This is a genomic window from Rhodococcus kronopolitis (assembly GCF_042654025.1).
In the GTDB taxonomy this organism is placed as follows: Bacteria; Actinomycetota; Actinomycetes; order Mycobacteriales; family Mycobacteriaceae; genus Rhodococcus_G; species Rhodococcus_G kronopolitis.
This window is the reverse complement of sequence record NZ_JBHSFO010000005.1, coordinates 157,690-179,479: the sequence shown is the minus strand read 5'-3', so window position 1 is coordinate 179,479 and position 21,790 is coordinate 157,690. Positions and strand designations below refer to the sequence as shown.

Genomic DNA, 21,790 nt, shown 5'->3' with positions numbered 1-21,790 from the left:
TGTCGACCGACGGCTCGGCGGGTCAGACAAGGAAGCCGGCGACCACCCCGACAGTGACGCCGACACCGACGGAAAGCAGGCACCGACATGAGGATCAACCTGACGAGCGTGCTCGTGGACGACCAGGAGAAGGCCCGGAAGTTCTACACCGAGGTGCTGGGCTTCGTGCTCAAGCACGACGTCCCGATGGGCGGCGAGGACCGCTGGCTCACCGTGGTCTCCCCCGAGAACCCGGGCGGCACCGAGTTGCTGCTCGAACCCAGCGGGCACCCGGCGGCGAAGCCGTTCAAGGATGCCCTTGTCGCCGACGGCATCCCGTTCACCTCGTTCGCGGTCGACGACGTCCAGGCCGAGTACGAACGACTGCTCGACCTCGGCGTCCGCTTCACCCAGGCACCGGTGGACATGGGCACGGTGATCACCGCGGTGTTCGACGACACCTGCGGCAACCTGATCCAGATCGCCCGCCAGAACGTCTAGCGGGCGGGTCCCCCGGCGCCCTGTCGGTCGTCACCGCGGCGGCTCGGTCGTCAGCCGATCTCGAAGCTGTCGACGATCGTGCCGTCCACGGCGTAGCCGGTGAGGACCGGCCGGGGGCTGCCGGCGGTCGGCGTCGGGTACCAGCCGAAGAAGCTGCCGTCCGCGAGGATGGTCGGAAGCACCTGACCGGTGTTCGTGCGGATCTCGGCACGCACCGCAGTTCCGGCCGCGGCGTCGTAGGTCCACCCACGCGAAATTGGCACGCCCCCGAGGCTTTCGCCGTATCCGCCGACGACGAAGGTGCCGGCACCGTCGCCCAGCGCGCCCCAGTCCTCGGGTCCCTGTCGGCACCGGTTGCCCAGGTCGATGAACTCGTCCGGGCCTGGCAGGGCCGCGCTGGCGACTGTCTCGAACACCGACGTCACGCATCGCATCCCGTCGGCACCCGGCGCCACCATGACGCTGAAGACCGTGCCGTCCGGGCCGGGGACGGAGCCGATCCTCGCTGCTGCGGCCGGGTCCACCGCGGGTGTGCCCGGCTCCGGAGGATTGCGCCAGTGCGAGTAGTGGTCGGTGAACGCCGCCGGCATCATTCCGGCGGCCGCGGCGACGCCGAGGCCGCCCGCGGTGAGCAGGGCCGCGGCCAGGCACACGGCACCCACTCTGCGACGGGGCCGCGGGGCGGGAGCCGGCTCCGTCGTGGTGGCCAGTATCCGGGCGCGGGCCGCGGCCTGCAGGTGCTGCGGCCACAGCTCGCCGGCTCCGGCGTCCGGCCTCAGCGCCTCGAGGGTTCGCAACGGGTCACTGGTCATCGGATGCTCCTCGGTACGGCGACGGCCCGCTGCGGGGCCACTGCGGTGGGTTCGGCGGCGGCACCTGACTGCAGGCGCCGTCGGGCCCGGTACAGCCGGACGTGCATGGCGGGCACGGAACATCCCACGACGCGGGCCGCCTCCGTCGCGGTCAGCCCGTCCCACGCGGTCAGCAGCAGTGCCTCGCGTTCGACGGCGGTCAGTGTGGCCAGCGACGCGAGCACCTCGGCGCGGTCTGTGACCGCGACGTCGGCGCCGGGCGCCGATCCCGCGACCTGCTCGATGCGGGAGATCTTCTCCGTCAACGCATCACGACGGCGGTCGCCGCGACGGTGGTTGGCGACGGTGTTGCGGGCGACGACCAGCAGCCACGGCAGGGCCTGGTCGGGGACCTCCGACAGCCGCCGCCACGCGACCAGGAACGCCTCGGATACCACCTCCTGGGCCGTGTGGTGGTCGACGTGCCGGCAGGCGTACGCGAACACCCGCCCGGCGTAGTCGTCCCACAGCGCGGTGAACCGCGCGCTGTCCCCCGGTGCCGGTGATCCCGGCTGTTCCTCGCTCATACCAAGAAGTGTCCGGACGACTGCCGTTCCTTACCGGCCCGGCGACACGGGTTCAGTCGTCGGACCAGACCAGGCCGAGAAGCCGCATCGCCTCGGCCAGTTCGGGATCGTCCGGCTCGATCGGACCGGCCTCCAGCGGGGTGATGTGCCCGGAGGCCGCGTGGTCCCCGGGGCGCTCGTACACCGCCCACAGCGTCAGGCCGTCACCGTGGCGGGAGTCGAACTGGATCCCCGCCACCGGGGTGCCTGCGGGATCGACGAGGGTGTTGATCCACTGCGAGATGCCCTGGGTGAGTTCCCGGGGGCGGCCGTCGCGGATCGCGGCACCGTCGAGGTCCGCCAGCCCGTGCCGAATCGCGGCGCCGCGGAACCCGATTCGCAGGGTTGCGATGGTCTCCGGATCGCCCGGGACGACGAACCACCCGCCGATCATCCCGCTCGCGGACACCCGGGACGCCGGCCACGAGCGCGGCAGCAGTCCCGGTGCCAGCGTCGGGAACTCGGCCTGGTCCTCCTCGTCGACGACGATGGCGTCCATGTCCAGGTCCACGTCGATGCTCGGCCGCGCGAACGCGAGCACCTCGAGGTAGCAGGCCAGTCGGCTGGCTCCGACGTAGAGGGTGCGCCAGACACCCGCCGGGTCGTCCCAGCGGCCGCCGAAACGCCCGTCGGTGGCGTACTCCCAGGGTGTCCACTCCCACGCGGTCGGCGGGTACCCGACGCGGTGGGCGGCGGCGCCGGCGACGCGCACACAGCACACCCGGCCCAGCCCGGTGTCGGTCAGGACACGGCGACGTCCGCTCACCCGACCGCCGCGAACTGGCGGGCTGCGGCGAGGACCAGCGGACCGACGTCGGCGAGGTCGCCCTCGCGCAGCAGCAGCGCCGGGGCCCGGTCGTCGAGGATCGGGTTCAGTCCCTGGAACCACGCCTGCGCCACCTGCGGGGTGTCGCGTTCGGTGACCAGCCGGGCGGCGCGGTAGGCGATGCGGAGCCGCTCGACGTCGACGTCGTTGCCGATGGTGCGGGTGCCGTCGGCCCACTGCCGGACGGCCCGGGTCTCCTTCACCTTTCCCAGGTAGGCGACCAGCTTGGCGCCGAGCAGCTCACGCAGCTCGGTGACCAGCTCGGCCTGGGACATGCGGGCGGCGGCGTTGTAGGCCGCGAGGTCCGGTCGGGGATGCGCTGCAGTCATGTGAATCCACCTCCTGATCACATGGTAAATCACATTCATGATCACTGCCAGCGTGCGAACGGCCCGGCCCGCCGCCGGGTCCCCCTGACACCGGGGCTTGACCCTGACACTGTGACAAGGACTCGAATGGTCGACGAAGGAGGTGGTTGTCGTGAACACAACCCATCACGGCGGGCCGAACGCCCGCCTCGTCGACGCCCTGGCCGCCGCAGACCCGTCGGCTCGGCTGCGCGCGGCCCTCGCCGCGGGCACGGACCCCGATCCCCGGCTGACGGAGACCCTCGTCGAGCGGTGTGCCGTCGAACCGGACTTCTTCGTCCGGGACATGCTGACCTGGGCGCTGTGCCGGCTGCCCGCCGAGGTCACCGTGCCGAGGCTGGTCGACGAGCTCGGGTCCGCACACCCGCAGGCCCGCAGCCAGGCGCTGCACTCGCTGTCCAAGATCGGCGACCGGCTCGCCTGGCCCGCGGTGTCGGCAATGCTGCACGACCCGGACGACGAGGTCGCGCGCAGTGCGTGGCGGGCGGCAGTGGCACTGGTGGCGCCCGACGACGAGCCCGCGCTCGCGGGCGCGCTGGTGACCGAGCTCGGGCGCGGCGACCGCGACCGACACCTGAGCCTGAGCCGCGCGCTGGCGGGACTCGGCGAGTCCGTCCTGCCGCTCCTCGACGCGGCCACGACCGGTCCCGACCCGCTCGTCCGGGCGCACGCGGAGGCCACCCGGCAGCTCTGGCACGACCCCGACAGCGGGTTCGCGCTCTCCCTCGAGACGGCGAAGCGCGTCGCGGTCACCGGCCCGGACGCGTAACGGAAGGAGACGGGGATGTTGATCGGCGAGGTCTCGCGGCGCTCCGGCGTCAGCGCCCGGATGCTGCGGCACTACGACGCGTTGGGCCTGGTGCGGCCCACCGGCCGCACGTCCGGCGGCTACCGCGAGTACTCCGCCGACGACATCCGCCGGCTCTTCCACGTCGAGAGCCTGCGGACCCTGGGGCTGTCGTTGAGCGAGGCCGGGCGCGCGCTGGACGAGCCCGGCTTCGCACCGGCCCAGCTGGTAGGTGAGCTCATCCGGCACACGCGGGAACGGATCGCCGCCGAGCAGGAACTGCTCGCGAAGCTCGAGCACGTCGACTCCGCCGCCCCGGCGGAGTGGGACGGCGTGCTGAGCGTCGTCACCGCGTTGCGTGCGCTCGAGTCCGAGTCCGCCGCCCGCCGTCAGCAGGCGATCCTGGCCCAGGACGAGCACGCGGCGCTGCCCGCCGGGGCGCTGGCCGCGGCGGCACTGTCGGAGGACGACCCCTACGTCGCCGGCGCGCTGCGGTGGTCGTTGGCGAGGGCCGACGGCCGGGGTCTGGCGGACCTGGCCGTCGGCCTCGACTCTGCGGAGGTGGGCGTCCGGCGGCGCGCCACCGAGGCGATCGCGGCGGTGCGCACCACCGAGGCGACGGTGCTCCTGCGGCGGGCCCTCGACGACCCGGACACCGAGGTCCGCGACCGGGCGGCGCTGGCTCTCGCCGCCCGGTCGAACACCGACCCGGTCCCCACCCTGCTCGCGATGGTTGCCGAGGGTCGCCGCGACGTCGAGGCCGCCGAGGCGCTGGGCCGGCTGACCGAGTCCGCGCCCGTGGCCGACGACATCGTCGGGGCGCTGCAGGACCTGCTCGACACCGTCGCGGACGCGTCCACCCGGTCACGGATCACCCAGGCCCTCGCCGAGATTCCCGGCACCGCCGCGCGGGAGGCCCTCGACCGGCTGACCCACGACGGTGACAGGACAGTCGCGGCCACCGCGGCGGCCATCGTGAACGCGCGAACCCGCACGCGCACACGGCCCAGGTCCCTCGGACCGTCAGCGCCCTAGGCCGGCAGCCATCCCCGTCTGGGTGAGCCCGGTCAGGCTCCGCGGCAACGGTTCCCGGTGCAGGACGCCGAGCCGCTGGGTGGCGCGGGTGAGGGCGACGTAGAGCTCCGCGGCGCCGCGGGGGCCGTCCGCGAGGATCCGCTCGGGCTCGACCACCAGGACCGCGTCGAACTCGAGGCCCTTGGTCTCCGACGGCGGCACCGCGCCCGGCACGCCCGGCGGGCCGATCACCACGCTGGTGCCCTCCCGGCCTGCCTCGTCCACCACGAACTCGTCGACGGCGGCGGCCAGGTCGGACTCGTCCACCGCCCGGGACCACGGCGCGACGCCGCACGCCCGGACCGACTCCGGCGGCCGCACCCCGGGCGCGAACTCGGCGAGCAGCGCGGCGGCGACGGTCATGATCTCCGCCGGGGTGCGGTAGTTCACCGTCAGCGACCGGTACACCCAGCGGCCCGGCACGTACGGCTCGAACACCGCGTCCCACGACCGCGCGCCGGCCGGGGAGCGGCGTTGGGCCAGGTCGCCGACGACCGTGAAGGACCGGCTCGGGCAGCGCCGCATCAGCACCCGCCAGTCCATCTCGGACAGCTCCTGGGCCTCGTCGACCACCACGTGCCGGTAGGTCCAGTCCCGGTCCGCGGCGGCGCGTTCGGACAGTTCCCGGTCGTCGCGCTGGGCGAACCGGTCCGCGAGGTCCTCGGCGTAGAGCAGGTCCGTGGCGAACAGGTGGTCGTCGTCGTCCATGTGGTCGGCGCGGCCGACCATCAGGTCCAGCACGCCGGCGGCGTAGGCGGCCTCGGCCCGCCGTTCCCGCGTCGCGGCCAGCGCGGCGGCCTTCTCGGCCGCCGTGTCTCGGCCCAGCAGGTCGACCAGCTCGTCGAGCAGCGGCACGTCCGAGACCGTCCAGGCGTCGCCGTCTGTGCGGCCCAGCGCCGCGTCGGCGCCGGCGGCCCGCAGCCGCTCGGGGGACGAGTAGAGCTGCGCCAGCAGGGCCTGCGGCGTCAGGACCGGCCAGAGCTCGTCGAGGGCCGCGGTGAAGGCGTCGTTCTCCGCGAGCTCGGTCACCAGGTCCGCCCGCAGCTGCTCCCAGGCCTGCTTGTCCGACCGGCTCAGCCAGCCCCTGCCGATCCGACCGATGGCCCGTTCGGTGAGCACGTACGTGACGATCTCGGCGAACACCGTCCGGGCCTCGTTGTGCGGCAGCCCGCTCGCGCGCGCCTCCTCTCGGGCCCACTGCGCGGTCTCGGCGTCGATCCGCACCGTGACGTCCGCCAGGTCGAGGAGCACCGGGTGCTCGGGCAGCCGCTGCCGGTCGGCGATCGCCGCCGCCAGCACCCCCAGGATCTCGCGTGAGCCCTTCCGCTCCGCGACGCCCGGTGCGTCCTCGGCGGTGACACGCAGGCCGGGCACGAGGTCCCCGGTCGTCGTGAACACCACGTTGGACTCGCCCAACGAGGGCAGCACGTGGCCGATGTGGTTGAGGAACGCCGGGTTCGGTCCGACCACGAGCACGCCGTTGCGTTCCATCTGCTCGCGCTGGGTGTAGAGCAGGTACGCGACACGGTGCAGCGCGACCACGGTCTTGCCGGTGCCGGGGCCGCCCTCGATCACCAGCACGCCCGGGTGCTCGAGCCGGATGATCCGGTCCTGTTCGGCCTGGATCGTCGCCACGATGTCGCGCATCCCGTCGCCCCGGGGCGCGTTGACGGCCGCGAGGAGGGCCTCGTCGCCGCGGGCATGCCAGTCGGGGCGGCCGAACTCCTCGTCGGTGAAGCCGACGACGCCGCGGCCGCGGGTGCGGAACTGCCGGCGGCGGTGCATGCCCTCGGGACTGGCGGCGGTGGCGGTGTAGAAGGCGCGCGCGGCCGGCGCGCGCCAGTCGAGCAGCAGCGGCTCGTACTCGTCGTCCTCGTCGAAGATCCCGATCCGCCCGATGTAGGACGGGTGCCCGGCGACGGCGTCCAGCCGGCCGAAGCACAGTCCACTGTCCGCGACGTCGAGGCGCCTCATCTCGGCGGCCAGTGCCCGCACCTCCGCGTCCCGGTCCACCAGGGTGCCGTCCTTGTCCTGGCTGGCGGCGCCCTTCAGCGCGGCGCCGTGCCTGCCCTTCACCCGGGCGCGCTCGGCGTCGAGCCGCGCGTAGAGCCCGGCCACGTAGCGCTGCTCGGACCGTAGCTCGTCGTCGTACCGCCGTGTCGAGTCGTGCCGCCCCGTCGAGTCGTACCCCTGCGTTGACATGTGCCCCCTACTGCTCCGGCCCGACCGTCCCGGGTGGTTCACACCGGGGCCGTCGGCCTCCACTTGTCCACGGGTTTTGGCCCGGGCCGACGATTCTGCGTCACCACCGGGGCCTTGCCGCAAGCCCCCCTGTCGGCTATAAGTTGAAGGTGGAAGGGGTGAGCACTCCCCCTCTATCGATCAACCACCCGCACACGCCCGGTACCCGCCGGCCTCGAACGCCGCCGTGTCGCAGTAGGCCGCGACCGGGTAGAACTCACCCATGCTGGTCGCCGGGTCCAGGCCACCGTCCTGCGACGCCTGGATCGACCGCGGGTAGAAGTCCGTGGTGGGCAGCATGTTCCGCATGAACAGCACCTTCTTGGGCACGTCCGTCGAACCCCACGGCAGGACGGTCACCGTCGGATCGGACTCGGCGCGCGCGGGGACGTCGCCGGTGGCCGCGACGACGTAGGTGTAGTAGCCGTCGGCGTCGAGCCGGGTCTGGAAGTCCGCCGCGCAGGCCACCACGGGATAGGGCGAGACCTGGTCGTTCTGGCACATCGACCAGTAGCGCACCTGCTGCCCGGGATCGGTGACCGGGTCGCCGGCGCGGGTGTCCGGGAACGTCGGCGCCTTGCCCCGCACCACCACGATCCGTTGCGCCTGGTAGGTCAGGCCGGCGCCGAGATACTTGTTGTCGCCGTTGGGGAACAGGCCGGAGGTGCTGGCGGGGTTGACGAAGGTGGCCTCGGGCACGTTCCCGGGGAACGCCCCGGACGCGGCGCCCGCGATGAGCCGGTCGAAGCCCTCGGTCGCCAGCTGCCCGAGCGGGCCGCCCGTGACGTCCGCCGGGTCGAACGGCGATGCGCAGGTCGGCAGCGCGACGCGGGTGGCGCCGCCGCCGAGGACCAGGGTGGCCGACGGCAGCTCCACCCCGCCGGTCGGCGAGGCCGCGTCGTCGGGGACGTAGACCCGCACGATCAGGAATCCCACCGGCGTGGGCTGGGCGCCGTCGGCAGGCAACCCCCGGATCTCGTTGCGGGAGTGGTCGGCCTGCCCGGGCACCACGGTGGCGTGCCACTGTCGCGGGGAGCCCGGCACCGTCGGCCCCGCGAACGGGTTCACGCTGCCCGCGTCAGGCACGATCTGGTCGTCGCGGAGCGTGTCGACGGTGTTCAGGTCGGTGCCGTAGGTGTTGAGCGAGAGGTACCGCGCGGCGGGGTACGTCCCGGTCAGCTCGATGGTCTCGCCCGCGCCGAGCGCGTACGGCAGCACCCAGTAAGTCGCGTTTGCATCTGGAAACGCGACGTTTAGCACTGTGCTGTTGGACATGAACCGCCACGCGCAGGCGGGCGGCGGCGCGGTCACCGCGGGCTGTGCGACCGCGGCGGGGGCACCCGCGGCGCCGATCAGCACCGAACCCAGCATCGCCAGCAGGGTGCGCACCGCATTCGACGTGCGCGACAACGAATCAGACATGCCCGGCTCCGTCCGCTCGGCTCCTCACGCTACGCCCGGGAACTGCCGGCGTCGCGGGTTCCGAGTCCCTCGGTTGTCCGCAGCCATGCGGTAGGAACATGTCGAGAACCCCGTCCCGGCTCCGTCCCGGCATCGAATCGAATCGACAAGACAACAACCGGAGGATCGATCCCATGGCACACGTGCAACGCTTCGACCACGTCGGCATCACCGTCGCGGACCTCGACACGGCAACGGCGTTCTTCGTCGGGCTGGGTCTCGAACTGGAGGGCACCGGCTCCGTGAAGGGCGAGTTCGTGGAGACCGTCTGCGGCATCCCCGGCGCGCACTGCCGGATCGCGATGCTGCGACCGCCCAACGGAGGGTCCCGGCTCGAGCTCTCGACCTTCGTCACGCCGGACCACGTGCCCGGATCGCCCACGGCGATGGCCAACGAACTCGGGCTGCGCAACGTGTCCTTCGAGGTCGGCGACCTCCAGGCCGCCGTCGACGCGGTGGCCGCAGACGGGTACGGGCTCATCGGTGGCATCGGCGAGTACGAGGACAGCGTGCGGATGGCCTACGTGCGTGGGCCCGAAGGGATCATCGTGTCCCTGTTCGAGCACGTACGCTGACACTGCACCAGGGTCGGTTCGGATCCAACGCGGAAAGGCTCACGCCATGCGCCGTGCAGCAATTCATCGTTCGTTCTTCCCCCAGACCCTGGCGTCCGTGGCCGTGCTCACCCTCCCGCTCTGCTCGTCCGCCGCGGCGGCGGCGAACCCACCGCCGGTACCGGTGCCGACGACCACGGCATTCCAGGTCCCGGTGCGGTACGTCGCCGGATGCCTGAGCGAGCTCCTCATGTGCTGGAACCCGACGCCACTGATCTCGGTGACGCCGTCGGCAACGACTGGCGCACCCGGTGCGGTGACCTTCGCGACCGAGCCACCGACAGGAATCTGTGTCGCCCTCGACATGACGGTGAACTGGCGAAACCTGACCACCGGCGCCGCGGGCACCACCGTGCTCAAGCACGTGGTTCCCGACTACAGCCGGCCGGTCGCACCGGACGGGTGGTGTCGATACGGACCCGCAACGGTGTCCACGGGCAGCGGAACGGTCGCCGCGACGGCAGATGTCGGCGCGCCGCTGCCCGCGCCCGCATATCAGATCCTGATCACCCCGGGGCTCGGCACCTTCCAGGTCCCCTAGCCGAATGCGGAAGTGATCAAAGCAGTGGCTACACGGACTTGGCCGGGATTGGTGAACACCCGTCGTGGAGGGAGTCAGCGCACCTGCGCGCGGATGCGTCCCTGAGTCCGACCGTGTGGATATCGGGCTACCTTGCAGCGATGAAGATGCTCATGACTGCGTCGGCGGTATCGGTGCTGTGTTTCGTGTCGGTGTGGCTGTATGTGATGCCACAGTTGGCGAGTTCGGGGGTGATCGAGCCGGGTCCGTTCTTCGAGCTGATGGTGGTGTTTCCGACGCTGATCGGATTGATGGCCGCGGCGGTGGGAGCGGTGGCTGGCGTGGTCGTTCTCCTGCGCGGCACCGCTCGAGTGTGGGTTCCTCCGCTACTGATGGGGCTCGGGCAGTTGACGACGCTGGTCCTGGCCGTGGCGATCGTGGTGTGGGCGTTGCAGTTCGGCTCGACCGGGTGGGAGTTGATTGCGTTGCCGGCGTCGTTGATGCTGGGCCAGGTGCTGGTCGCGGTCGGCCTGGTCACCGATGTCGTGCGTCGTCGCCGGGGCGTTCGTGCACAGGGTGCGCTCGGCGGGTAGGTGCGGTCCGGTACGGGCGTTCCGATCGACTTGTGAAGCGCGGCCTCGCAACCCGTAGACAATGGTGTGGTGAGCTTCGAACTGTGCAGGGACGCGGCGGCCGCCAAGTGGCTCCTCGAGCAGGGTCTTCCGTGGTACCGACTGGCGGGTCGCGGCCCGGTCGGATTTCCGAGCTATGCGCGGGTGAGGTTCATTCCCGATCCGAGCTTTCCCGGACAGAAGACGAGTGACGTCGACTTCGATCAGAACGCATTGTCGGAGAAGGAGCAGGTCGGCGTGGCGCTGGAGGTGCTGTCTCGATACACAGCCACACCAGACGAGTGCTACTTCTGCATGTGGGATGGGTGGGGCACCATCACCGTCAACTCGGCGCCCAACTTCAAGATCCCCAACCGCGACTACTGGTTGTTCCGCGGCACACTCGCGGACTACGCCGACTGGAACGGCGACGACCCCGCGCGGTGGCCGTTCGGAGACTCGCCCGATCCCGCATTCATCTGGCCGGCGGACCGCGCCTGGTGCGTCACCAACGACGTCGATCCGCACTTCGCGACCATCGGTGCCGATACCGATGCAATAGGTCGGATCGTGGTCGACCAGCGGATCGACGCGGTGCTCGATGACCCCGAATGCGAGCCGCCGTACTGGGACTGACCAATCAGTGGATTCGGTCGCAATCGTCGGACCGCCGCGAGTCGGGTGCCTCAGCCGCGATTCGACAGCCACCCCTGTGACGCAGTACTGAGTGCGACCTCGGGCAGCATCCTGGTTCTGCTGCGCAGCCCGGTGCGCACCATTCGACGCACCGGGGCCGGGAGGTCTCGGGGAGCGCTCAAACCTCGCCGTTGAGGGTCAGCACAACCAGCGGCATGGGCCTGTCGATCTTGGACTGGAAGTCCGCTAGCAGGGGGTTGTTGGCCAGTACCCAGGTCGCGAACTCGTCGTAGTCCGCGCCTTCGAGCACCTTGCCGGTCGCCTGGTAGGTCTTGTCCCGGAGTTCGATAGTGACCTGCGGATTCGCCTTGATGTTGTACCACCAGGCCGGGTACTTGTCCTCGATGAACGAGCTCACGAACATGGTGTCGTCCCGGTACAGAGGCCCCAGCGGAGTCGTGTGCCGTTTGCCGCTCTTGGCTCCCGTGGTGGTGAGCAGGATGAGGTCCCCGCCCGCGTAAGCACCGCCTACCTTGCCCGAGTTCTCTCGGAACTCCTTGATCACATCATCGTTCCAGTTGGCGATGCCGTCCTGCGGGTCCCAAGCCTGGTTCCACGGCGCGTTTGGATCGTTGTAGTCGGTGATGTCGGTCTGATCCGGCTGTCCGGCAGTCGTGTCGGTTTCGCTCATGATTCGAGTGTGTCGCGGATATAGGACAGTGACGGTCCTAAAATAGGTTGACGTTCGCTGCGGTGTCGACGCGAGCAGCCGAGGGCGGCCAGGTGCCCGTGATCGCGCGGCAACCTCGGCACGGCCTGTGCCGCCGCGGCCCGAAGACGTTGTGACGCCTCAAAGGGCGGACATCCGCAAACGTAGGCCCGCGGCGAATGCATGTGCTGCCCGCAGATCGTCGACGTCCGGCCGTCCCTTTCGGATGCCGGCGACGAGCCTGAACGGCAGGTACGTGTCGAAGGCCCGGCAGGAGAACGTGTCGACCACCTCGAACCCCTTCTGCGCGAGCAGCAGTTCCAGGGAACGGTGGTAGCGCCGGAACGGAGGTTCGGGAAGACCGCTGGTGGAGAACAGGAACGCCGCGGTCGCGGGCTGCGACGGAAGGGCCCGCACGAAGTCGCGCAGCTGCGGATGGAACGACATCTGGAAGATCCCGGATCCGAATCCCACCAGGTCGTAGCCCGCCAATGCTGCCGGGTCGAGCTCCTCGGGAGCCATGACCCGCGCCGACAGCACCCCGCCCATGACCTCGGCGACCCTTCTGGTGTTCCCGTGCGAGACGGACGTGCAGACGATCAGTGCCTTCATGGCGGTTCTCCTGCCGATGTCGCGTCCATGTTCTCGAGATAGGACACCGCCCACGAGGGAAATGTGACAGCGGCCCGGATTCGATCAGTCCGGCCATGCGGTTCGCGTGGCACGAACACGTCCCGATGACCCCGGTCACACTGCGGTCAGTAGTGTGACCGAGTCAAGCAGGGGCGCAAGGCCTCAGCGAGTCGAGACGGAGTGGCGATGGACGCGGATGTGATCGTCGTAGGCGGCGGCACCAGCGGTGCGGTGCTGGCCGCACGGCTGTCGGAGGACCCGGAACGGCGCGTACTGCTGCTGGAGCAGGGCCCGGACGATTCTTCGTACGACGACTCCGTTCTGCGACCCACCGCGGCGGGAGACGTGTGGGCCGGAACGCCGTTCGCGCGGGCCTTCCCGATGCAGGCCGGACACACCACGGTCCAGATGGTGCGCGGGCGCGTCCTGGGCGGCACCTCGGCCGTCAATTACCTCGCCACGATGCGCGGCCAGCCGGCCGACTACAACGCGTGGGCCGCGCGGGGCCTCGACGGATGGGGCTGGCCCGACATCCTTGCGACGTTCCGGGCCATGGAGAACGACCTGGACTGCGGCGCATCGAAACTGCACGGCACCGAGGGGCCCCTCGTCGTACGCCGCTCCACCCCCGACCAACAGACCGAGTCCCAGCGGTCGTTCCTCGCGGGACTGCGGGAACTCGACGTGCCGTGGGCCGACGACGTCAACGACCCCGCGCAGCTCCCGGGCGTCGGGATCTTCCCGCTGACGGTGTCCGAGGACGGCGAGCGGCTGACCGTGAGCCAGGCGTACCTGACCCGGGAGGTCCGGTCGCGACCGAACCTGACCGTCGAGACCGGGGTGACGGTGGACCGGGTAGTCGTCGAGGAGGGACGGGCGAGAGGTGTCCGCACCGCCGACGGCCGGGAACTGTCCGCCGGCGAGATCATCGTCAGCGCCGGCGCAACCGGTTCGCCCGCGCTGCTGCAGCGCTCGGGCATCGGCCCGAGGGATCTGCTCGACGGCCTCGGCATCCCCGTCGTCGCCGACGTCCCGGGGGTTGGGGCGAACCTGCAGGACCACCTCGGCTTCCCGCTGGTCTACCACCACGCGGGCGGCGGGCCGCTGCGCGGCGGTCCGGTCCAGCCGGTGTGGGTGGGCAGCACGCCTCAGTCGGACACCATCGACTTCCACGTCCTGAACCTGCCGATCGGCGAACCGACCGCCGACGGCGCGTACTTCTCGGTCGTCCCGTACCTGCTCGACGTCACCGGGCGGGGAACGGTCCGGATCTCCTCGACCGATCCCGGCGCCGAACCGGACGTGGAAATGCCGGCGCTGACGGCGCACGACCTGGAACGCCTCGACTGGATCCTGGGTCGCATCGCCGCACTGGAGTCGACCGGGGCGTTCGCGGAACTCGGCGCCACCCGCATCCAGCCGATGACCGACCTGAGCGCCGACGGCGCCGCGGCGGGCCTGGTCGACGGCGGCGTGATCAGCTACGCGCACCTGGGCGGTACGTGCGCGATGGGTCCGGACGGAGACCCGAACGCCGTCCTGGACGCACGCTGCCGCGTCCGCGGGGTCGAGGGCCTGCGGGTGGTGGACGCCTCCGCGATGCCGGTGCTGCCGGCGGGCAACACCTATCTCGGCTGCGTGATGATGGCCGAACGTGCCGCAAAACTGATCTGAGGCACGACGGCGGTACCCGAAGGCCCGCTCGGCGCGGTCCGTGACTCCTCGCGGACAACCCATTGGCGCGCTAGCCTGAGGAACATGCCGCTGTCACAGGATGAGCGTCAACAGTTTCTCGCGCAGCCGCACATCGCCGCGCTGGCGGTGTCGGCCCCCGGCCGCGGCCCGCTGACCGTCCCGATCTGGTACCAGTACGCACCGGGAACCGAGGCGTGGGTGCTCACCGGCCCCGAGTCGCAGAAGATCCGCCGCATCAGGGAGGCCGGTCGATTCAGCCTGATGGTGCAGCGCGAAGAACCCACCGTCAGGTACGTGAGCGTGGAGGGGCCGGTCACCCGGATCGTCGAGGTGACCGACGAGATGAACCGCGAGATGGCCGCCCGCTACCTCCCCGCGGACAAGGTCGACCCGTACCTGAAGGCGACCGAGTCGTACGGCGGCCAGGTCGCGGTGTTCATGCGGCCCGAGCACTGGCTCTCGGCAGACCTCGGCGACATCCGGGACCTGTAGCCACGTCACGGCACGCGGTGGTTCCACTCCCGGGTGTGGAACTTGGAATCGACCAACTCGCGTGCCGCGGCAAGTTCGGCGTCGGTGTAGGCGCTGTCCCGGGTGTCGTAGCGGGCACGGAAGTGCGCGAGGAACGCGGCGATGATGGCGTCGCGCGCCATGCCGGTCTGCGAACGCATCGGGTCGACCCGCTTGCCGGAACTGGTGATCCCCTTGTCGGAGATCTTCTCCCGACCGATGCGCAGCACCTCGGTCATCTTGTCGGCGTCGATGTCGTAGGCCATCGTCACGTGGTGCAGCACCGCGCCGACGGCGAAGCGCTTCTGCGCGGCCCCGGCGATCTTGCCCTTGTCGGAGGCGATGTCGTTGAGCGGCACGTAGCGGGCGTTGATGCCGACGTCGGCGAGCGCACCCATCACCCACCGGTCGAGGAACTCGTACGACTGCTCGAAGCTCAGTCCGTCGACCAGCGAGGTGGGCACCGACAGCGAGTAGGTGATGCAGTTGCCGGGCTCCATGAACATCGCACCTCCACCGGAGATGCGGCGCACGATGCCGATGCCGTGCCGGGCGGCGGCCTCCTCGTCGACCTCGTTGCGCACCGACTGGAACGAGCCGAGCACCACCAGCGGGGCGTCCCAGTCCCAGAAACGCAGCGTCGGGCCCCGGTCGCCTACGGCCACCTCACGGGTGATCACCTCGTCGAGGGCGACGTGCAGCGCCGGGTCGAGCACCACCGGCTCGATCACCTCGAAGGTGTGGTCGTGCCAGCTCGTCGCGTGACCGAGGGCCCGGCGGATCGCGATGCCTACGGACTCCGGGGTGAAGCCGATCATCGACACCTCGTCGCCCAGCGCCCCGGAGATCGCGTGTCCGATCTTCGCGGCGTCGGCGTTGACGGACATCCCGATCACCGCGGCGACGATGTCGTCGAGCGCCTCGTCCGGCTCGAGGAAGAAGTCACCGGACAGCGACACCCGCGACAGGCGCCCGTCGTCCACCTCGACGTCGACCGCCACGAGCTTGCCACCGGGAACTTTGTACTCACCACGCATGAGGCAAAGCGTATCGGCCGCCGACCGCCGGTCAGCCACAGCTACCTGCCAGCGCAGCATCTAGCCTGGTCGTCATGAGGGCGGGGAAGATCCAGGCAGCGCTGCGTTGCGTCCCGTTCGCAATCCTGCTCGCTGTCGCGGCCGCGGTCGTCTACGTCAGCTGGGAGCCACCGGCCGGTCCGCCGCCGGACGAGATCGTCCATCGCTCGGCGCTACCGAGCTGTGGCCAGGCAGCGCCTCGTCCCGGGACCACGCCGCAGGACTCACTCACACCGCCGGTGATCGACTGCCTGTCAGGCGGGCGACAGCGTCACGGTGGCGAGTTCGCGCTCACCAGCTACACGACCGAGGGCGACCCCATCGTGTACTACCTGCGTGCCACGCCTGCAACGAGTGACTTCGAGGTCCTGGTCGACACGTCGCAAGACCAGTTCGGCGGCACGCCAGGCTGGCGGCGCATCACCTGCTCGATTCCAGAATTCTCTGCTGACGTGATCCGCAACTGCATGGCCGCCTACTGAGCGCCGCCGTGCAGTGCCAGGTTCAACGATCGGACTCTTCCGACCTCGGGCGTTTCGGACAGTCGACCCTCGCCGAAACCATGAGATCGTCCTTGCCGTGGGACAGACAACGGGAACGGTCCGGGAGTGGCACGCCGAATTGGGGTGGGGAGTGCTGGACTCCCCCGACACCCCCGGCGGATGCTGGGCGCACTACAGCAACATCGACGGGACCGGATTCCGTGCCTTGACGGTAGGCGCGACGGTCGACATCGACTGGGAGCACGCGGCCCAGGACGGGTACCGCTTCCGCGCGACCCGAGTGAAGCAGCCGGAGACGTGAACGCGGGCGACGAAACCTGGTGGAGCCCGTCATCGACGAGATCGGGTCCGGGGTGCCAGCAGAAGGAGCCGCAATGATGAGGCACACGCTCGACTTCGGAAGCCCGCTGCCGAGCGGCTGGACCACGCTGGAAGACCAGAATCGATACTGGGATCGGTTCACCGACAGGTTCGGGTTCCGGCCCGGCATCACCGAATCGACCTGGCCGGCGATCGCCGAACCGACACCGTCGATCACCTTCGACCTCACCGCGCCCACCAACATCGCAGGCGCCTGGCAGAGCCGCTTCGACGCGGTGAACGCCGAGGCACTGCGCTGTTTCGTCAGCGAGTTTCCCGACGACCCCACGTTCGTGGTGCTGGACTGGCAGCACCACGGATACCGGCTCGATGCCGCCGTCCATGCCGCCACTCCCGACACCGAGTGGCGGGTTCCCGTCTACCCCAACGGCGACTACTACATCTTCCTGCGGGACGACCTCAGCGAGGGGACCTTCGGGCACCCGTGGGAGCAGACCCTCTGTGTCTTCGGCGACCGCCTCCTGGGCACACTCGCACACACCCTCGCGACGTGGCTGCCTGTCAAGCGAGTCGACGGCCAACGACCGGACTCCGAGTAGCGCAACCGAACACCCTCGTTCGATTCTCGAACGGTAGGGCGTCGTCGGAACTCACCGGGTTAGGCTGCTGGACATGTTCCGGGACTCGCGAGGCATTGCTGATGTTCTCGCCGTCCTGATGACGTGGGCGACCATTGCCTTCATCGCCGCCACCCTCCCGCCCACCGGCGACACCAATGCCCTGCTGATGGGGCTGCTCGCCACCGTCGTGGCCGTTGCTGCGCTCGTGCTCCTGGGCCGCGCCGACGACCCGACGTGCGGGCAGTGCCGCACCGCGCGGGGTCCGACCGCCGAGGAACGACGACTCCGCGGCTCGTTCCGCCGTCACAGCCACCCCGACACCGCAGGCCGCCCGCGGCCCCGGGCACCCGGCCCCGTCGCGGGGGCCGCACTCTCTGCCGCGCTCTGACCGGCCCCCGCCTCCTCGCGCATCCACACACCACGAGGAAATCCGGGAGAACCCATGCTCGACCACTCACATCACGACGATCAATTCCTGGTCGTCCGCGACGCCGCGCGACACTTCGGCGAGCTGACCGCATTCGCACGAGTCAATTTCGGTGTCGCAGCGGGCAACTGCTGCGCGATCATCGGCGACAACGGAGCCGGCAAGTCCACCCTGCTTCAATGCGTGATCGGTGCCGACCGACTCAACGCAGGCAGCATCACGATCGACGGGGCCGACGTCGACGAGTCCTCGCCCCGGTTCCGGGCCACCGTCGCCGCGGTGGTCGGCGACGTCGCTACCTTCGCCCACCTGACCGCGCACGAACACCTTCAGCTCGTCGCGACGGCGCACGGCGTGCCGGACCCGTACGCGATCGCGACCGCGACGCTGTCCGACGTGGGCCTGGCCGGTGCCGCGGATCAGCTCCCGGTGACCCTGTCGAGCGGACAGCGACGGCGGCTCGCGCTCGCCTCCGCGTTCGTCCGTCCCCGCCGACTGCTGGTCCTCGACGAGCCCGAACAGCACCTCGACAGCGCGGGCCGCAGCTGGCTGGCGTCGGCGCTCGAGCAGGAGAAACGAATGGGCACTGCGGTGCTGCTGGTCTCCCACGACTCCGACCTCGTCGCCGCCGTCGCCGACCACGTCGTGGAGGCCGGGACATGGCACTGACCGACGCCCGCGCAGCCGTCCCGTCGGCACGCGACCTGCGGTCGCTGCGACGGGGTTTCGCACGCAGGCACGCACCGCGCGGCGATCGGGTCGGCACGATTCTGCTGCTCGCCCTCGGCGCCTACGTCGCGGCCGGGTCCCTGTGGTGGCTGGCCCACCGGCCGGCGACCGTTCTGTCCGGCTCGGTCCTCTTCATTTCGGGTCCCGCCTGGAGCCCCACGTGGGCCTGGTCCCTCGGCTCCCTCGCGATCGGGGCGGGCCTGGCGATCGCCAGGGCGCTCGGCCCCGTCACGACCTCCCCGGAGGACACGGGCTGGTTGCTGTCGACGCCGGTGGACCGCGCCGCGCTGCTGCGTCCCCGCCTCCTCCTGGTGCTTGGGCTCGGCGCGACGGCCGGCCTGATCGTCGGACGGTTGGCCGCGTTCGCCGGCGCGGTGACCGGGTGGCTCCCTGTGACCGGGCTCGGGGCCACCGCGGGTGTCGGTGTCGTGGCCGTGGCCGCGCTCGCGCAGTGCCGGGTGCTCCCGGTTCGCGTCCTTCCGATCTCCCGGTGGGTGTTCCTCGCCGCGGGGGCCTGTCTCGGGGCGGCGGCGGCCGTGGGCGTCGCGGTCCCGGTCGTCACGTCGTGGTGGCCGGTACTGATCGGCACGGTGTGCGCGGGAGCCGCCGCGGCGATCTCCCTGCTCGCGTGCGGGCGAATCGGCCGGGCCGATCTGGCTGCCGGCGCGGATCTCGCTGTCGGCGCCGGTGTCTCGATGACGACCCTCGATATCACCGCACTGGCGGGGATTCTCGACGTCAGGGCCTGGCGGCGTATCGGCAAGAGCCGGTCTCGGCGCCTGCCCCCGGGTCGTGTCCACGCGATGATCCGGGCGGATCTGCTCCGGCACCTCCGCCGGCCCTCGTCGTTCGCGATCGCCGCCGCGGCGGTCGGACTGGTCTGGACGGTCGCCTCCGTCGGGACCGTATTGGGTGCGGCAATGGCACAGCTCGGGGCGGCATCCGTCGTGGCGCTGGTGTTCAGTTCCGGGCTCCGCGAGCTGTGCACGAACGACGAGCTGCGGATGATGCTGGGTGTCGGCGACCGCCCGTTGCGTCTCGCCCTGCTCGTCGTGCCGCTGTGCGCGGTCGTCTGCACCGCGTCACTGACCGCCCCGGCCGTCCACACCCAGCTGCCCATCCCGCTGATCGCCTCTGCCGGGGCACTTCTCGCCGCCTACCGGCTGCGAACGCGCCCCTGGACCGCCTACGACGGCCTGATCCTGGAGACCGGGTACGGCCAGGTTCCCGTCGACCTGCTCCGGCGACTGATGCGGGGGCCGGATGTCCTGGTCGTGACGGCGGTGCTGCTGGCCGCGGTGGTGGCGTGACGGTGCGGCGTGATGCCACCACCCTCTCAGCCCAGGGCCTGAAACCAGCTGACAGACACGAACAACTCTGTCGTCCTGCGTCGTTTCCGAATCCACGGGATGGGCGCCGCAGCACTATCGGCGTGTCATGATCGTCGCGCTTTGAATTCGCGCCGGGGGCGAATGCCGGATTCTGTTGGCTGGTTGCACACACGCACTGACGCTGCGCCGCAAAGGAGCAGGGCGTCACGGGAGGGAATGACTGCATGACGGACAAGCAATTCACTACAGGGGGCCGAGAGTCTCAGGACCGTTTCTGGGCGCGGGTGGCCTTGCCGGACGGCCGCCACGCGTGGGAGCTGCCAGCATCGACCGCCTCCAGCTTCGAAGACCTTGTCACAACGACTGCGGCACAAGTGCTTCCGCAAGTCACGCTCGTCACGACCATCTCGCACACCGACCTGCCATCCAGCGGCACCCTCAGCGTGACCATGCTCCGGCACCCGGGTGGGGCGGCGGTTCAGGTTCACTGCAGGTCCGAGAACACCACCTCGGGTGTCGCCAATGCGGCGGGATTCACGCTGCTGTGTGAAGCCGTCGTGTCGTCGGGCGAGGAAGTTCGGCAATCGACCGTTGTCGTCGCGGCGCCGACGGCGCTCGTCGAGGAGCTCCCCGAAGTCATCGACACCTTCGGCGACAGGTGGGATCCGGAGGGGTCGCAACCCCTCGAGGACCGGCTGGCACTGATCGTGGCCGAGTCGATGGGCTACGCCCCCGAGGACCTGCCCGCCGAGATCCCACTCATTGAACTGGGCCTGGACTCGCTGATGGCGGTGCGGATCAAGAACCGCGTCGAGTACGAGTTCGACATCCCCCAGTTGCAGCTCGCCGCGGTCAAGGACGCGAGCCTGCACGACGTCTCGAAGTACCTGCGCTACGCCGTGGACAACCGGGAAGAGTTGACTGCGCTGGCGGAGAAGCAACAGGCCGAACGGGAATCCGTGGAGGTCACGGAACCGGTCGCGACCCCCGAGCTGGTCGCGAAGGTACCCGGCGAGTCCGGCGACCTCGACGTGCCGCCACGCGACGCGGCCGAACGGCTCGCCTTCGCCACCTGGGCAGTCGTCACCGGGAAGTCCGCGAAGAGCATCTTCGCGACTCTGCCGATCCTCGACGACGAGACCGCCGCGAAGATGGCCGCCAGGCTCACCGAGCGTGCCGGCGGCGAGATCACCGACGACGACGTCCTCGACGCCGAGACCATCGAGCAACTCGCCGAAACCGTGCGCCAACACCTCGAGGACGGCCTCAAGATCGACGGCCTCGTCCGAACCCTCCGGCCCCGCGCCGAGGGCTCGAACGCCGTACCGGTGTTCGTGTTCCACCCGGCAGGCGGCTCGACCGTCGCATACGAACCGCTGCTCAAGCGGCTACCCGCCGACACCCCGATGTTCGGGCTCGAACGCGTCGAGGGCCCACTCGCGGAACGCGCCAAGGAGTACGTCCCGCTGCTGCGCACGATCCAGGGAGACGGCCCGTACGTGTTGTACGGCTGGTCCTTCGGTGGCGCCCTCGCATACGCGGTCGCGAAGCAACTGCGCCAGGACGGCGCTGACGTCCAGTACGTCGGACTCATCGACACTGTTCTCCCCGGCGAGAAAGTGGAGAACACCCCGGAGGAGATCCGTAAGCGCTGGCAGCGGTACGCCGCATTCGCGAAGAAGACCTACAACTTCGACGCACCGCTGCCCTACGACCAGCTCGCGTCCGCCGGCAGCGACGAGGAACAGATCAAGATCCTGATGAACCTGTTGAAGGCGAGCGGCGCCAAGATCCCCGCCGGCATCATCGAGCACCAGCGCACGTCGTGGCTCGACAACCGGGCCATCCCGAGCACGGACCTGGGAACCTACGACCGTGACGTGGTGCTGTACATGGCCGAGAAGTACCTGGACGACCAGATCGCGCTCGAACCCGCGTTCCGGATCCGCCAGCCGGACGGCGGCTGGGGAGACGCCGTGAAGAACCTGGAGATCGTCCACGTCGGTTGCGACCACATCCAGATAATCGACGAGCCGTACATCGCCACGGTGGGCGCTGATCTGGCGAACAAGTTGGCCACAATCGAAGAGGCACTGGCGCGCCGCTGAGTGAAAGATGGTGCGGGCCGACGCTTCCCTCGTCGACCCGCACCAAACCTCGGGCGGCCGATGTTCGACGACCCCGGGTTGACGGGACACACA

Annotated in this window: 24 protein-coding genes and 1 pseudogene; 16 read left to right on the top strand and 9 right to left on the bottom strand. The window is 70.2% G+C overall.

Annotation, left to right across the window (positions count from 1 at the left end):
- Positions 1-87: 87 nt before the first annotated feature.
- The gene (locus ACFO6S_RS12140; protein ID WP_378417247.1) at positions 88-480 is read left to right on the top strand and encodes a VOC family protein; all 393 of its coding nucleotides are present in this window, start codon (positions 88-90) and stop codon (positions 478-480) included.
- A gap of 50 nt (positions 481-530) precedes the next feature.
- Here the strand turns inward: ACFO6S_RS12140 and ACFO6S_RS12135 are convergent, their stop codons facing one another.
- From ACFO6S_RS12135 to ACFO6S_RS12120, 4 genes are read right to left on the bottom strand one after another with little or no spacing between them, the layout of a single operon-like run.
- Positions 531-1,292, bottom strand: a complete 762-nt coding sequence (locus tag ACFO6S_RS12135) for a hypothetical protein (RefSeq protein ID WP_378417245.1) — start codon at positions 1,290-1,292, stop codon at positions 531-533.
- Entirely contained in the window at positions 1,289-1,858 is a 570-nt protein-coding gene (locus ACFO6S_RS12130) for an RNA polymerase sigma factor (protein WP_378417244.1), read from the bottom strand. The genes ACFO6S_RS12135 and ACFO6S_RS12130 overlap by 4 nt, the downstream gene beginning before the upstream one ends.
- 52 nt (positions 1,859-1,910) lie before the next feature.
- On the bottom strand, positions 1,911-2,663 hold the full coding sequence (locus tag ACFO6S_RS12125) for an RES domain-containing protein (RefSeq protein WP_378417242.1): 753 nt from the start codon (positions 2,661-2,663) through the stop codon (positions 1,911-1,913).
- The gene (locus ACFO6S_RS12120; protein WP_378417240.1) at positions 2,660-3,052 is read right to left on the bottom strand and encodes a hypothetical protein; all 393 of its coding nucleotides are present in this window, start codon (positions 3,050-3,052) and stop codon (positions 2,660-2,662) included. The genes ACFO6S_RS12125 and ACFO6S_RS12120 overlap by 4 nt, the downstream gene beginning before the upstream one ends.
- Before the next feature lie 142 nt (positions 3,053-3,194).
- Between ACFO6S_RS12120 and ACFO6S_RS12115 the strand changes: the two genes are divergently transcribed.
- Positions 3,195-3,860 carry a HEAT repeat domain-containing protein gene (locus tag ACFO6S_RS12115; RefSeq protein WP_378417239.1) on the top strand — a complete coding sequence of 222 codons (666 nt, stop codon included), beginning with the start codon at positions 3,195-3,197 and terminating at the stop codon, positions 3,858-3,860.
- A 15-nt stretch (positions 3,861-3,875) separates the two neighbouring features.
- Positions 3,876-4,913, top strand: a complete 1,038-nt coding sequence (locus ACFO6S_RS12110) for a MerR family transcriptional regulator (protein WP_378417237.1) — start codon at positions 3,876-3,878, stop codon at positions 4,911-4,913.
- Here the strand turns inward: ACFO6S_RS12110 and helR are convergent.
- Both helR and ACFO6S_RS12100 read right to left on the bottom strand, forming a co-directional pair.
- Positions 4,902-7,154 (bottom strand): RNA polymerase recycling motor ATPase HelR, encoded by a 2,253-nt coding sequence (gene helR / locus ACFO6S_RS12105; protein ID WP_378417235.1) that lies wholly within the window; start codon positions 7,152-7,154, stop codon positions 4,902-4,904. The genes ACFO6S_RS12110 and helR overlap by 12 nt on opposite strands.
- 180 nt (positions 7,155-7,334) lie before the next feature.
- Positions 7,335-8,564, bottom strand: coding sequence for a hypothetical protein (locus ACFO6S_RS12100; protein ID WP_378417672.1), 1,230 nt, complete (start codon positions 8,562-8,564; stop codon positions 7,335-7,337).
- 224 nt (positions 8,565-8,788) lie between these two features.
- Between ACFO6S_RS12100 and ACFO6S_RS12095 the strand changes: the two genes are divergently transcribed.
- The 4 genes from ACFO6S_RS12095 to ACFO6S_RS12080 all read left to right on the top strand — a co-directional run bounded on the left by ACFO6S_RS12095 (position 8,789) and on the right by ACFO6S_RS12080 (position 11,035).
- Complete coding sequence (locus tag ACFO6S_RS12095; RefSeq protein ID WP_378417232.1) at positions 8,789-9,229, top strand: VOC family protein; 441 nt, start codon at positions 8,789-8,791, stop codon at positions 9,227-9,229.
- A gap of 46 nt (positions 9,230-9,275) precedes the next feature.
- Entirely contained in the window at positions 9,276-9,809 is a 534-nt protein-coding gene (locus ACFO6S_RS12090) for a hypothetical protein (protein WP_378417231.1), read from the top strand.
- 140 nt (positions 9,810-9,949) lie between these two features.
- The gene (locus ACFO6S_RS12085; protein ID WP_378417230.1) at positions 9,950-10,381 is read left to right on the top strand and encodes a hypothetical protein; all 432 of its coding nucleotides are present in this window, start codon (positions 9,950-9,952) and stop codon (positions 10,379-10,381) included.
- A 69-nt stretch (positions 10,382-10,450) separates the two neighbouring features.
- Positions 10,451-11,035, top strand: a complete 585-nt coding sequence (locus ACFO6S_RS12080) for a hypothetical protein (RefSeq protein WP_378417228.1) — start codon at positions 10,451-10,453, stop codon at positions 11,033-11,035.
- Between the two features lie 178 nt (positions 11,036-11,213).
- Here ACFO6S_RS12080 and ACFO6S_RS12075 read toward each other — a convergent pair whose 3' ends face one another.
- Together ACFO6S_RS12075 and ACFO6S_RS12070 are read right to left on the bottom strand one after the other, a co-directional pair.
- Entirely contained in the window at positions 11,214-11,726 is a 513-nt protein-coding gene (locus tag ACFO6S_RS12075) for a nitroreductase/quinone reductase family protein (protein ID WP_378417226.1), read from the bottom strand.
- Between the two features lie 159 nt (positions 11,727-11,885).
- Positions 11,886-12,356, bottom strand: a complete 471-nt coding sequence (locus ACFO6S_RS12070; protein ID WP_378417225.1) for a flavodoxin family protein — start codon at positions 12,354-12,356, stop codon at positions 11,886-11,888.
- Between the two features lie 207 nt (positions 12,357-12,563).
- On the opposite strand from ACFO6S_RS12070, the gene ACFO6S_RS12065 reads away from it, so the two are divergent.
- Together ACFO6S_RS12065 and ACFO6S_RS12060 are read left to right on the top strand one after the other, a co-directional pair.
- Positions 12,564-14,051, top strand: a complete 1,488-nt coding sequence (locus ACFO6S_RS12065; RefSeq protein WP_378417223.1) for a GMC family oxidoreductase — start codon at positions 12,564-12,566, stop codon at positions 14,049-14,051.
- 84 nt (positions 14,052-14,135) lie between these two features.
- A complete protein-coding gene (locus tag ACFO6S_RS12060) occupies positions 14,136-14,564 on the top strand; it encodes a pyridoxamine 5'-phosphate oxidase family protein (RefSeq protein ID WP_378417221.1) in 429 nt (142 codons plus the stop codon).
- 5 nt (positions 14,565-14,569) lie between these two features.
- On the opposite strand, the gene ACFO6S_RS12055 is transcribed toward ACFO6S_RS12060, so the two are convergent.
- Positions 14,570-15,619 carry a lipoate--protein ligase family protein gene (locus ACFO6S_RS12055; protein WP_378417219.1) on the bottom strand — a complete coding sequence of 350 codons (1,050 nt, stop codon included), beginning with the start codon at positions 15,617-15,619 and terminating at the stop codon, positions 14,570-14,572.
- 74 nt (positions 15,620-15,693) lie between these two features.
- Here ACFO6S_RS12055 and ACFO6S_RS12050 point away from each other — a divergent pair, with 74 nt between their 5' ends.
- From ACFO6S_RS12050 to ACFO6S_RS12020, 7 genes and pseudogenes are all read left to right on the top strand, one after another.
- Positions 15,694-16,140 (top strand): hypothetical protein, encoded by a 447-nt coding sequence (locus ACFO6S_RS12050; protein ID WP_378417217.1) that lies wholly within the window; start codon positions 15,694-15,696, stop codon positions 16,138-16,140.
- A gap of 97 nt (positions 16,141-16,237) precedes the next feature.
- Entirely contained in the window at positions 16,238-16,462 is a 225-nt protein-coding gene (locus tag ACFO6S_RS12045) for a cold shock domain-containing protein (protein WP_378417215.1), read from the top strand.
- Between the two features lie 73 nt (positions 16,463-16,535).
- On the top strand, positions 16,536-17,081 hold the full coding sequence (locus ACFO6S_RS12040) for a DUF2716 domain-containing protein (RefSeq protein ID WP_378417213.1): 546 nt from the start codon (positions 16,536-16,538) through the stop codon (positions 17,079-17,081).
- Positions 17,082-17,154: 73 nt separating this feature from the next.
- On the top strand, positions 17,155-17,490 hold the full coding sequence (locus ACFO6S_RS12035) for a DUF6412 domain-containing protein (protein ID WP_378417211.1): 336 nt from the start codon (positions 17,155-17,157) through the stop codon (positions 17,488-17,490).
- Positions 17,491-17,544: 54 nt separating this feature from the next.
- Positions 17,545-18,198, top strand: coding sequence for an ABC transporter ATP-binding protein (locus tag ACFO6S_RS12030; protein WP_378417209.1), 654 nt, complete (start codon positions 17,545-17,547; stop codon positions 18,196-18,198).
- Positions 18,189-19,568, top strand: a complete 1,380-nt coding sequence (locus tag ACFO6S_RS12025) for a DUF6297 family protein (RefSeq protein ID WP_378417207.1) — start codon at positions 18,189-18,191, stop codon at positions 19,566-19,568. The genes ACFO6S_RS12030 and ACFO6S_RS12025 overlap by 10 nt, the downstream gene beginning before the upstream one ends.
- A gap of 299 nt (positions 19,569-19,867) precedes the next feature.
- Positions 19,868-21,697: pseudogene (locus tag ACFO6S_RS12020) on the top strand (thioesterase domain-containing protein); the annotation flags it as partial.
- Positions 21,698-21,790: the final 93 nt, after the last annotated feature.